General features: G+C 61.6%; 11 protein-coding genes and 1 tRNA gene. 8 read left to right on the top strand and 4 right to left on the bottom strand.

Going from position 1 to position 12016, the window contains the following annotated elements; translation table 11 throughout:
- Window positions 1–74 precede the first annotated feature (74 nt).
- From BD293_RS08805 to BD293_RS08795, 3 genes are read left to right on the top strand one after another with little or no spacing between them, the layout of a single operon-like run.
- Entirely contained in the window at window positions 75–1028 is a 954-nt protein-coding gene (locus BD293_RS08805) for an ABC transporter permease (protein WP_142080927.1), read from the top strand.
- A 2-nt stretch (window positions 1029–1030) separates the two neighbouring features.
- Complete coding sequence (locus tag BD293_RS08800) at window positions 1031–1945, top strand: ABC transporter permease (protein WP_246086252.1); 915 nt, start codon at window positions 1031–1033, stop codon at window positions 1943–1945.
- Window positions 1946–1950: 5 nt separating this feature from the next.
- Window positions 1951–3567, top strand: coding sequence for an ABC transporter ATP-binding protein (locus BD293_RS08795; RefSeq protein ID WP_142080923.1), 1617 nt, complete (start codon window positions 1951–1953; stop codon window positions 3565–3567).
- A gap of 12 nt (window positions 3568–3579) precedes the next feature.
- Here the strand turns inward: BD293_RS08795 and BD293_RS08790 are convergent, their stop codons facing one another.
- From BD293_RS08790 to tsaD, 4 genes are read right to left on the bottom strand one after another with little or no spacing between them, the layout of a single operon-like run.
- Window positions 3580–3999 (bottom strand): EVE domain-containing protein, encoded by a 420-nt coding sequence (locus BD293_RS08790; protein ID WP_142080922.1) that lies wholly within the window; start codon window positions 3997–3999, stop codon window positions 3580–3582.
- Complete coding sequence (locus BD293_RS08785; protein WP_142080919.1) at window positions 3999–4274, bottom strand: YciI family protein; 276 nt, start codon at window positions 4272–4274, stop codon at window positions 3999–4001. The genes BD293_RS08790 and BD293_RS08785 overlap by 1 nt, the downstream gene beginning before the upstream one ends.
- Window positions 4275–4286: 12 nt before the next feature.
- A complete protein-coding gene (locus BD293_RS08780; protein ID WP_142080917.1) occupies window positions 4287–5237 on the bottom strand; it encodes an NAD(P)H-dependent glycerol-3-phosphate dehydrogenase in 951 nt (316 codons plus the stop codon).
- Window positions 5234–6367: a tRNA (adenosine(37)-N6)-threonylcarbamoyltransferase complex transferase subunit TsaD gene (gene tsaD / locus BD293_RS08775; RefSeq protein ID WP_142080915.1), complete on the bottom strand. Its 1134-nt coding sequence runs from the start codon at window positions 6365–6367 to the stop codon at window positions 5234–5236. The genes BD293_RS08780 and tsaD overlap by 4 nt, the downstream gene beginning before the upstream one ends.
- Before the next feature lie 99 nt (window positions 6368–6466).
- On the opposite strand from tsaD, the gene BD293_RS08770 reads away from it, so the two are divergent.
- The 5 genes from BD293_RS08770 (at window position 6467) to BD293_RS08750 (ending at window position 11921) form a co-directional block, all read left to right on the top strand.
- A complete protein-coding gene (locus BD293_RS08770) occupies window positions 6467–7210 on the top strand; it encodes a uroporphyrinogen-III synthase (protein WP_142080913.1) in 744 nt (247 codons plus the stop codon).
- A gap of 56 nt (window positions 7211–7266) precedes the next feature.
- Window positions 7267–8802: a COG4223 family protein gene (locus BD293_RS08765; RefSeq protein WP_142080912.1), complete on the top strand. Its 1536-nt coding sequence runs from the start codon at window positions 7267–7269 to the stop codon at window positions 8800–8802.
- Window positions 8803–8812: 10 nt separating this feature from the next.
- Window positions 8813–10282 (top strand): heme biosynthesis protein HemY, encoded by a 1470-nt coding sequence (locus BD293_RS08760; RefSeq protein WP_142080910.1) that lies wholly within the window; start codon window positions 8813–8815, stop codon window positions 10280–10282.
- A 47-nt stretch (window positions 10283–10329) separates the two neighbouring features.
- Window positions 10330–10405 (top strand) — tRNA-Thr (locus BD293_RS08755).
- A gap of 304 nt (window positions 10406–10709) precedes the next feature.
- Window positions 10710–11921, top strand: coding sequence for a glycosyltransferase 61 family protein (locus BD293_RS08750; RefSeq protein WP_142080908.1), 1212 nt, complete (start codon window positions 10710–10712; stop codon window positions 11919–11921).
- Window positions 11922–12016 lie beyond the last annotated feature (95 nt).

The following is a 12016-nucleotide window of genomic DNA, read 5'->3' as shown; positions in this document are numbered from 1 at the left end:
TGCCCCGGCCCGTCACGCGGGCCGGGGTTTTCGCCCTATTTGGGCGCAAGAATAACAATCAAAGGGGGGGGACGATGCACGCTGTCCTCAAGATGATTGCGCAGCGTCTGGCGCTTGGGGCGCTGACGTTGATCGTTGTGTCGATCGTGATTTTCAGCGCAACCGAGTTGTTGCCGGGCGATCTTGCCTCGGCGATCCTTGGACAAGCGGCCACGCCGGAAACGCTGGCGGCGATGCGCGCGCAGCTTGGGCTGAATGACCCGGCCCCTGTGCGCTATTGGGCGTGGCTGACGGGCGCGATACAAGGGGATTTCGGGGTGTCACTGGCCACCCGTCGTCCCATCGCTGACATGATCGACGCGCGTTTGGGCAATACGCTGTTTCTGGCGCTGTATGCGGCGGCCCTTGCTGTGCCTTTGGCGCTGGTTCTGGGGGTTCTTGCGGCCCTGTGGCGCAATTCGATCTTTGACCGTATGGCCAATGCGGGGGCGTTGAGTGCGATTTCCTTTCCCGAATTTTTTGTCGCCTATATTCTGGTGTTGTGGCTGGCCCAAAGCGGGTATTTCCCGTCAATGGTGCGCCTGACCCCTGCAACCAGTTTCGGGGACAAGCTGTATATGAGCTTTCTACCCGCGCTGACCCTGACCTTGGTGGTCACCGCCCATATGATGCGCATGACGCGCGCGGCGATTATCAACCTGATGGCGCAACCCTTTATCGAGATGGCGCGCCTGAAAGGGGCCTCGCCCCTGCGGATCGTGCTGCGCCATGCCCTGCCCAATGCATTGGCCCCGATCATCAATGTCATCGCGCTTAATCTGGCCTATCTGATTACTGGTGTGGTCGTGGTTGAGGTGGTGTTTGTCTATCCCGGCCTTGGGCAGTTGATGGTCGATTCTGTCGCCAAGCGTGACATTGCGGTGGTGCAGGCCATCGCGCTGATCTTCGCCTCGGCCTATGTGTTGTTGAACCTGACAGCAGATGTGCTGTCGACCCTCACCAACCCCCGCCTGATGAAGCGGGGATGAGCATGTCACTTCCAGTTTTTCTGATCCTGTTCCTGATTGCCGGTTTTGCGCTGGCAATGGCCTTTCGTGCGACACTGACGCGGACCTTGCCACATAATCAGGCGATCATTGCGCGCGATATGCCACTGACGGCGGCCTTCGGGATCATGGTGATTATCGTCTATATCTTTGTTGCGGTGACCGCCCCTGTGCTGGCCCCTTTCGCCGAGCGCGAGGTGGTCGGCAGCCAGTTCCAGCCTTGGGGCGGGGCGCACCCATTGGGCACTGACCGGCTGGGCCGGGACATGCTGTCGCGGCTGATCTTTGGCGCGCGCAACACGGTTGGCATTGCCTTTGCCACCACAGTGCTGGCCTTCGTTGTGGGCGCGTTTCTGGGCATCTGGGCGGCGCTGCGCGGGGGCTGGCTGGATCAGGTGCTGTCGCGCTTTGTCGATGCGCTGATGGCGATTCCCTCGCTGATTTTCTCGCTTTTGTTGCTGACGATTTTCGGCACCTCGGTGCTGACGCTGATCCTTGTGATCGCGGCTGTGGATGCGACCCGCGTCTACCGGATTTCGCGCTCGGTCGCGCAAGGGATTGTCGTGATGGACTATGTCGAGGCTGCGCGTCTGCGCGGCGAAGGGACATGGTATCTGATCCGGCGCGAGATCTTGCCCAATGCGCTGGCCCCCTTGGTTGCGGAATTCGGGCTGCGGTTTTGTTTTGTATTCCTGACCATATCTTCGCTGTCCTTTCTGGGCCTTGGGATCAAGCCGCCGATGGCTGATTGGGGCTCTATGGTGCGCGACAATGCCACGCTGATCACCTTTGGCGATATCACCCCGTTGCTGCCTGCGGGGGCGATTGCGCTTCTGACTGTCGCGGTGAATTTCGTGGTCGATTGGCAGTTGCACCGCGCATCCGGCCTGAAGGAGTGAGCGCCATGACTGACGAGCCGCTGCTGAGCATTCGTGATCTGTATATCGAGGGGCGCGCGGGCGATGAATGGTTGCCCATCATCAAGGGGCTGGACCTGACCCTGCATAAGGGCGAGGTTTTAGGGCTGATTGGCGAATCCGGCGCGGGCAAATCCACGCTGGGGCTGGCCGCGATGGGGTTTGCGCGCGATGGCTGCCGAATTTCGGGCGGGGAAATCCGCTTTGACGGGATTGATCTGCGCACCGTGTCCGAGCGCAAGAAGCGCGGGCTACGTGGGCATCGGATTGCCTATGTCGCGCAATCGGCGGCGGCCAGTTTTAACCCGGCCCACAAGCTGATCGACCAATATTCCGAAGCGCCCCTGCTGCACGGTGTCATGGAGCGCGGGCAGGCGCGAAAGGACGCGGTCGAGTTGTATGCCAAGATGCGCTTGCCCAACCCTGAAGAGATCGGCTTTCGCTATCCGCATCAGGTGTCGGGCGGGCAGTTGCAGCGCGCGATGACCGCAATGGCGATGGCCTGTCGCCCTGATCTGATCATCTTTGACGAGCCGACGACCGCGCTGGATGTCACCACCCAGATCGAAGTCTTGGCCGCCATCCGCGATATCGTGCGCCAGTTCGGAACCGCCGCGATCTATATTACGCATGATCTGGCGGTGGTGGCGCAGATGGCGGACCGCATCAAGATTCTGCTGCGCGGCGAGCAGGTCGAAGAGGCGGATACCCGCACCATGCTGAGCGCTCCACGTGAAGATTATACCAAAAGCCTGTGGGCGGTGCGCAGTTTTGCCCGCGCCGAGCAACCGCCTGTGTCGGGTGAGCCGGTGATTTCGGTGCGCGGGATTACTGCCGCCTATGGCAAGACGACTGTGCTGGAAGATGTCAGCTTCGACATTCATGCTGGGCGCACTGTGGCTGTGGTGGGCGAAAGCGGGTCTGGCAAATCGACCGCGGCACGGGTTCTGACCGGGTTGCTGCCGCCAAGCAGCGGCGAGGTGCTGCTGGATGGCACGCCCTTGCCCCCGGATTACCGCGCGCGCAGCCGTGACCAGTTGCGCCAGTGCCAGATGATCTATCAGATGGCTGACACCGCCCTGAACCCCAAACTGACCTTGCGCGAAATTATCGGGCGGCCCGCCGAAATGTATCTGGGACTGAAGGGGCGCGCCTTGCGCGAGCGGGTGCGCGCGCTTCTTGAAATGATCGAGCTGGAGCCAGACCGCTATATCGACCGTCTGCCCTCAGAGTTTTCGGGCGGGCAAAAACAGCGCATCGGCATTGCCCGCGCATTGGCCGCAGAGCCGCGCCTGATCATCTGTGACGAGGTGACATCGGCGCTGGACCAGATCGTTCAGGAAGGAATATTGCGGCTGCTGGACAAGCTGCAAACCGATCTGGGGCTGGCCTATATGTTCATCACCCATGATCTGGCGACAGTGCGCGCGATTGCGGATGATGTGGTCGTCATGCAGCGCGGGCGCGTTGTGGAACAGGGGCCGAAAGAACAGGTCTTTGCGCCGCCCCATGCGCCGTACACGGAATTGCTGCTGTCCTCGGTGCCCGAAATGGACCCGGACTGGCTGAGCAATCTGTTGGTGGAACGCGCCAGTCAGGCGTGAACGGCGCGCCGCCTAGGGATCAATCCCGCCCATCTGGCAGATGATCGCCCATTCTTCGGCGGAGACAGGCTGCACGGACAGGCGCGAGGTTTTGACCAGCGCCATATCGCTCAGGCGCGGGTCGGATTTGCACATTGCCAATGTCACTGGCTGCGGCAGTGGGGCCACGGCCTTCACATCGACACACTCCCAGCGCAGATCATCCGTGGTGCTGTCGGGATGCGCCAGCGCGATCACTTCGCATATGCCCACCACGGCCTTTTCCTTTTGGCTGTGATAGAAAAACGCGCGGTCCCCCAGCGCCATTTCGCGCATGTTGTTGCGCGCCTGATAGTTGCGCACGCCGTCCCATTCCTCGCCCGTGTCGCCCTTGGCCACCAGATCGTCCCAGCTGAACGCATCGGGTTCGGATTTCATCAGCCAGAAGCGCATCAGCCGATGACCTTTTTCCATTCCTGCACGCGCACGGCCTCGAACAGGCCTGCTTTTGCATAGGGGTCATTGGCCCCCCAGAGTTTGGCCGCCTCGATATCGGGCAGGTCCAGCACGATCAGTGAACCAGCCATCTGGCCTGCCGCGTCCAGCAGCGGGCCCGCCTGCACGACACAACCCGTCTCGGCGACATAGGCAAGATGCGCCTCGCGCGTGGCTTTGCGCAACTCCAGCGCGTCGGATTTGTCGGTGCACAGCATCATGTAAAGCGGCATCGGGCAGTCCTTTCATTCATCGGTCAGGGGGCGGGCCAGCAATGCGGCCAGCGCTTCGGGCATAGTTATAAGCCCTTCGACAAGGGCCGCAACCATGCGCGTCACCGGCATGTCCAGCCCCTGTGATTTCGCCAGCTTCGCCACCGCGCGCGCGGTCGCAGCCCCTTCAACGGTTGTGGCGCTGTCAAATGCCTCGCCACGCCCCAACGCGGCCCCGTAACGGAAATTGCGTGATTTCTCTGATCCGCAGGTCAGGATCAGATCCCCCAACCCCGACAGCCCCGCCAAGGTATCGGGCTGCGCGCCAAGGCTGAGAGCAAGCCGCTGCATTTCGGCATAGCCGCGCGCCATCAGGGCCGCGCGCGCAGACTCGCCCAGACCCGCGCCAATGGTGACGCCTGCGGCAATCGCGATCACGTTTTTCAACGCGCCGCCCAGTTCTGCGCCAATCACATCGTCATTGCGATACAGTCGCAAATGCGAGGTCGAGAGCTGTTCTTGCAATGCCATTCCAAGCGCGCGGTCGGCGCAGGCAAGGGTCAGCGCCGTGGGCAGGCCGCGCGCAATGTCATCGGCAAAGCTGGGGCCGGTCAGGAGTGCGGCCTGCGCATCTGGCAAAACCGACTGGATCACCCCGACAGGCCCGATCATCAGTTCCAGATCAACGCCCTTTGAGCACGCAACCAACTGGCGGTCGCGCAAAGCTGCGCCATGCGTTTTCAGAAACGGGCGGGTTTGTTGCATGGGAATGGCAAGCAGCACAGTTTCGGCACTCACCTGACCCAGATCGCTGGTAATGCTCACGCCTTCGGGCAAGGGCACACCGGGCAATTTGGCCGCATTCTCGCGCTTGCTTTGCAAGGCTTCGGCCTGTGCCGGATCGCGGCACCACAGTGTTACATCGCCAAGTGCACAGGCCAGCGCTGTGCCAAATGCGCCCGCACCAAGGATTGCTACGCTCATGATTTCGCCCCTTTCTTGCCCGCACCAAGCAGGGGGGCGGCCGTCTTGTCCAGTGGCCAGCGGGGCCTTGCAACAAAGTCCTGCGGGGCAGGGGTGCCCGCACGGATTTGCTCAAGGCCCGCCCATGCGATCATCGCGGCGTTATCGGTGCACAGCGCCAAAGGCGGCGCAAGAAAGCGCGCACCCGCCTGCTGTGCGACATGATCCAGCGCGCCGCGCAAGGTCGCATTCGCCGCGACCCCGCCTGCCACAGCAAAGACGGGCTGCGCGGGGTGCTCTGCCATATAGAGGGCCAATGCGCGGCGCGCCTTGCCTGACAACACATCGGCAACTGCTGCCTGAAAGCTGGCGCAAAGATCGGCGCGGTCGCTTTCACGCAATCCGCCATGTGCGGCAACCAGTGCGTCACGCGTGCGCAACACGGCCGTTTTCAGACCAGAGAAAGACATGTCGCAACCGGGCCTGTCCATCAGCGGGCGGGGCAGGGTGAAGCGCTTTGGATCGCCGCTGCGCGCGGCCGCTTCCACACTTGGCCCACCGGGTTGGGGCAGGGCGAGCAGCTTGGCCACCTTGTCAAATGCCTCGCCGGGGGCATCATCTATCGTGCCGCCCAGTCGGGTGAAGTCATCCGCGCCCGAGACCAGCAGAAACTGACAATGCCCGCCCGAGACCAGCAGCATCAGATAGGGGAATGCAATCGTGTCGGTCAGCCTTGGCGTCAGGGCATGGCCCGCCAGATGGTTCACGCCCAAAAGCGGCAAGCCGGTGGCCGCAGAAATTCCGCGTGCCAGCATGACGCCTGACAGCACGCCACCAATCAGCCCCGGCCCTGCTGTTACGGCTATGGCATCGAGATCCGTAAATGTGACACCGGCCTGCGTCAGCGCGGCCTCGACGGCGTGATCCAGTTTTTCGGCATGGGCGCGGGCTGCAATTTCGGGAACAACACCGCCAAAGCCTGCGTGCAATTCGGTCTGGCCCCAGACCACGCTGGACAATATCTGCGCGGGAGCCGGTGGCGCATGGCGGATGACTGCGGCAGCCGTGTCGTCACAACTGCTTTCAATGCCCAGCACGGTCAGTGCAGCCCTGTCAGGGGCGGGCAGGTTGGGCCTGTTTGTAAGTGTCATTCCGGCTCCGGTTGCAAATGCCGCGTATTTCCAGCTACCACTGGCATCAGGGCTGCACAATCCCAGGCCCCACTTGCCCGCGCAAACACTGGATGAAACATGCCCCAGCGCCCATGTCTTATGCTAACGCGCCCAGAAACCGAGTCTGCGCGGTTTGCAGAACAGGCGCAGGCGGCGGGCTGGCGGGGGTCGGTTATGAGCGCCCCCTTGCTGGAGATTGTTCTGCTGCCCTTGGACGTTGCCGCGCTGACAGGCGCGCGCACGCTCGTCTTCACCTCGCAGCACGCGGTCAGCGCCCTGAGCCTTGCGACAGATGCGCGCGACTGGGTGGTCTGGGCTGTGGGGCCGCGCACGGCGCAGGCGGCGCGCGCGGCAGGGTTTGCTATAGTGCACCAGTCGGGCGGGGATGCAAACGCGCTGTTGGACGATTTGACGCACAGCCCCCCTCTCGCGCCGGTTGTTCATCTGCGGGGCCGGCACGCAGCGTCGGATATTGCGGCGGCACTGCGTGCACAGGGACAAGACGCCTCTGCGGTGGTTTGTTATGAACAGGTTGCACAGCCGCTGAGCGCGCAAGCAATGGCGCGGTTGCGCCAAGGGGGCCATGTGGTTTTGCCGGTCTTTTCGCCACGCTCCGGCCGCTTGCTTGCAGATGCGATCGCCGCGATTGCGCCCCTCCCCACGCGGCTGCATTTGGTTGCGATCAGCACCGCTGCCGCCAATGCCGCAACGATCAGTCCGCTGGCAAGTTGTCATGTCGCTGCGCGGCCAGATGCCCGATCCATGTGCGATGCACTGGCCACTATGCAGCAGACGCTTGAGCCTTTGGGAAAGCCGCGATAAGGTAAGAGAAAGAATATTGCTGTCACAGTACGGCGTAGGGGAGTGAGGGTAAGAATTTGGCGCGTAGAACGACCAGCAAAAAAGGCCCGTCGACAACCGGCCCGTCAACAACAGGCTCTGACACGGCAGGATCGGACCCCTCAAACGCCCCAGACCCAAAAGCGACGGATCAACCGGACCGCGCCAAAAGCACCGAAAGCGGCGCGAAAGATGCGCCCAAGACAGCGCCAGACAGCAGCACCACGCCAGACCCCAAACCAAAGCCGGGTGCGCGCACAGCGAAAAGCGAAGCGTCCGTCGCCACGGCCACCGAATCACAACTGGCAAAAGATATCTCTCCGCCCGCACCTACTGATGCGCCAAAGGCTGCATCGCCCGACGCGGATGCTGGCAAAGACAGCCGTGGCACCGATGTCGACACGCCTGAAATGGTGCCGATGGCGGGCAAGGCGACACCCACCGAGCCCGATCCGAATGCTGCGCCATCTGACAAGGATGCGGCATCAGCGGGTGCCAAGGAGACACCGACCTCAAAGGGCGCAACCGACAGCGCGCCAGTTGACACAGTTGTGCCGACCGCACCGCCCCCAGTTGCACTAGAGCGTTCAGGCGGGTTGTTTCCCTTGTTGCTTGGGGGGGTTCTTGCCGGGGGGATCGGGTATGCCGCAGCCTATTTCACGGCGCAGCAAACACCAGACACAACCGAGCTGACACAACTTAAAAGCGAAATGGCCAGCCTTCGGGCAGAGCTGGAGGCCGTGCCACCCGCCGCCGATACGCAGGCATTGGAGGCGGAGATTGCCGAGTTGCGCGCGCAGATTGCCGGTCTGCCCGCCGCGTCCGAGGCAGAGTTAAGCGCCGATATTGACGCCGAGCTTGCACAATTGCGCGCACAGCTTGGCGAGGACACAGACCTGTCCGCGCTAGAGGCCCGTCTGGATGATCTTTCCGCGCAATCCGAAACTGTCGCCGAAGAGGTGAGCAGCCTGCGCGCAGCATTTGGCGATGCCGACGAACAGATTGCCGCACTCACGGCTGATATGGCGGATTTGCGCGATCTGGCAGAACGCCGCGTGGCCGAGGCCGAAGCCGCAGTTGACACGGCCTTGGCGCAATCCGGGTTGGACAGCTTGCGCGCAGCCCTTGAAACAGGCGCCCCCTATGCCGATGCTGTCGCGCGTCTGCAAGAGGCGGGCGTAAGCGTTTCCGAGGATTTGACCGCCCCCGCCGCGTCGGGAATTGCAACCCTTGAGGAGTTGCAAGACGCGTATCCGGAAGCTGCGCGCGCCGCTTTGCGCGCCGCCTTGCAAGATGCGCCCACCGATAGCACCGCTGACCGCTTGGCCAATTTCCTGCGTGCGCAAGTCGGCGCGCGCTCGACCGTGCCGCGCGAGGGGGATGACCCCGATGCCGTGTTGTCGCGCGCAGGCGCCGCACTCGAAGCGGGCGATCTGGACGGTGCCCTTGCCGAGATTGACGCATTGCCGGATACCGCACAGGCGGCCATGAGCGATTGGCTGGGTGCAGCGCGTGCGCGGCTTGCCGCGCGCAATGCTTTGCCTGACCTGACCAACGCCATCACGACAGAGTAAGGAAGTCTCTATGTTCTGGACATTAATCAAGATCCTGCTCTTTGTGATGCTGGTTGTTGCGATTGCCTATGGCGCGGGCCAGTTGATGGACAGCAACCAGACAGTCGGGTTGCGCATTCTGGATATGGAATTTGTGCTGGGTCCGATTCAGGCGCTTGTTGCCTTGGTGGTCTTGCTTGTCGCGCTTTGGCTGGTGCTGAAATTGCTGGGCCTGTCGATGGCGATGCTTCGGTTCATGAATGGCGATGATACGGCTGTGCAGCGTTTCTTTATGCGCAACCGCGAAAAGCGCGGCCTTGATGCGCTGCTTCTGGCGATGGTTGCGCAGGCCGAGGGGGATGGAAAAACCGCCATCGCAAAGGCCGAGAAAGCGCATAAGCTTCTCAACCGCCCCGTAATGACCAATCTGCTTGTCGCACAGGCTGCCGAGATCAAGGGCAACAGCGCCTTGGCCGAGGAACGCTACAAGGCATTGCTGGGCGATAATCGCAGCCGCTTTGTGGCGGTGCAGGGGTTGATCCGCTCGAAGCTGGATCAGGGCGACAAGGACAAAGCCCGCGCGCTTGCGGCGAAAGCGCTGGAAATGCAGCCCGCCCATGAGGCGACGCAAAACACGCTTTTGCAGTTGCAGACCGACGCCGAAGACTGGAGCGGTGCGCGCAAGACGCTGATGATCAAGAAATCCTCGGGCACTCTGCCGCGCGATGTCTGGCGCAGACGCGATGCGATCCTTGCCCTGCAAGACGCGGATAAGCTGGCAGCACAGGGCGAGTTGCCCCGCGCGCGCGAGGCCGCGATCGAGGCAAATCGCCTGTCGCCCGACCTGATCCCTGCCGCAGTCGCCGCTGCGCAGGCTTTGACCGCCCAAGGCAAGGGCAGTTACGCCGCCAAGGTAATTAAACGCGCATGGAAAGTGCAGCCGCATCCTGATCTGGCCGCAGCTTTTGCCGCCATTGAAAAAGACGAAACACCGTTGCAGCGCAAAACCCGGTTCGAAAAGCTGCTGCGCATGCACCCGGACGCTGCTGAAACCAAGCTGCTGCGTGCGGAGTTGCTGATCACCACCGAAGATTTCCCTGCCGCGCGGCGCGCCCTTGGGGATGTCTATGAAACCGATCCAACCGTGCGCGCGCTGACCATCATGGCCGCAATCGAGCGTGGCGAAGGGGCAGATGATGCGGTTGTGCGCGGCTGGCTTGCGCGTGCCCTGACAGCCAAGCGCGGCCCGCAATGGATCTGTTCCAAATGCCAGCACGTGCATGCGTCCTGGCAGGCGATATGCGACAATTGCGGGGCGTTCGACACATTGGAATGGCGCGATGCGCCTGACAGCACCGGGCCATCCGCAACCCAGACAGAACTGTTGCCGTTGATTGTGGGCAGCCTTCCCAAACCTGTTGAACCAACAGAGGACGAGGGTGGCGATGTGGTCGAAGGCGACATCGAAGAAAGCACGGGTTCGGACAAGAAAACCGCGTGAAGGGTCTGGTCGCTTCGAAAAACCGGTGCTAAAGACCGCGCCATGTCGCCGCTGTAGCTCAGATGGTAGAGCACGTCATTCGTAATGATGGGGTCGGGGGTTCGAGTCCCTTCAGCGGCACCAGCACTGCTTCAGAAACTTGCGCCGTCATGTGATCGCCTATGTTCTGCGTCATACAGGTTCGCGCCACGCACCCGCCCTAAGCAAGACCGTCACCGCAACTTGGTGCGTGTGACATGATGGGAATGCGGGCCAGTTACATGTGTCGGTGGGCGGAGTGTGTCTTTTCTACGGAGATATGCGCAGATTTGCAGCTAAGGGCTTGTGAGCGTGCGCAAACTGCGGCAGTTTCGGGGCTGAACACGCGGTGCCATGTGCATATAAAATTCATATTATATTCAGGTCTTTGTAAACCGATGCTTCCCAAATGACGACAGATTCAGCAAGCTCTCGCGGACCCAATGGCGCACTTGATCGCCTGCCGCCAGTACAGACATTTCAGAATGTTCTGGTTAGCCCGGCGGCCAACCGCGACTCGCCGGGGGCTGCATGGCCGCAATTCGATACGCAGGTTCATGCGCGCCTGTTCCGTCGGGGGCGGCTGGTGTGCAAAACGCCTGCCCTTGATGTGGCGCCGGAAGAAATCCGCGAAGACCCTGTTATTTTCGCATCGGTCTATGAGGATCATTTTGGGCACCTGACGGCAGAGACGGTTCCGCGATTGCCGCAATCTCTGGCAGAGCATGGCGATCTGCCAATCATCTTCACGCGGATGAAATCCGACACGTCAAATGCGCGCTCGCGCATGTTCCGGTCAGTTATGGACTGGCTGCACATCCCCGAGGACCAGATCGAAATTATCGAGAAACCGACCTTGTTTCGGGAGGTTCATGTTGCCGCGCAGGGGGAGCATCTGGATGGGCCAAAGACACCGCCAGATTATCTCGAGCTGCTGGAACACCGGATTGCCGCGAATCTGCGGCCGCGCACGCCCAGAGGGGTGGCCTTTGTCACGCGTGCGGGGCTGGAGCACAAGATGGGGGCGCATGCGGCTGAACGCTATCTGGTGTCGTGTCTGCGGGAATTGGGGGTAAGGATCGTCTATCCTGAGGTGCTGACGCTGCGCGAACAGATGCGGATTTATGCGCGTGCAAAGCATCTTGTCTTCTCCGAGGGGTCTGCGGTGCATGGCCGCCAGCTTCTGGGGCGGATAGATCAGACAATCTCGGTCCTCAGGCGTCGGCGTCAGAGCAATATGGCGCGTGGCCAGATGGGACCAAGATGCGCGGCGCTGACATATGTGCCCTGCTTCGGCGGCGCTTTGCATGTCACCAATCGCTATGGCGCAAAACTGCATTACGCGATGAAAAGCTTTTACCAGATCGACGCGTTGCACGCTTATTTCGCAGAGCTGGGCATAGGGTTGGCGCAGATATGGAGTCAGGACAAGTATCGCCAGATCCGCGATCAGGATGTGCTGAATTGGGTATTTGCCATGTATGACCCCCATATCGAGCCTTGGCTGAGCCCTGCAAATGACGACGCGTATCTGCTCGATCAGTTTGGTCCGCTGTATCTGGGCCATATCCGCGATCAGGCGGCGGCCATTATCAAGGCCCGTAAAGTGGCGCAGCGCTGAGTTCCGCGGGATCGGGCGGGCCGCTTTGCCGCATTGCAGCGATTCCGTCTTGACATTATCTTGCGTGTGAAGCATCCGAATGGGTAAGAAAATTA

The organism is Roseinatronobacter monicus, from assembly GCF_006716865.1.
Lineage (GTDB): Bacteria > Pseudomonadota > Alphaproteobacteria > Rhodobacterales > Rhodobacteraceae > Roseinatronobacter > Roseinatronobacter monicus.
Note: the sequence above shows the minus strand (reverse complement) of the source record. Positions and strands in the feature narration are given on the sequence as shown.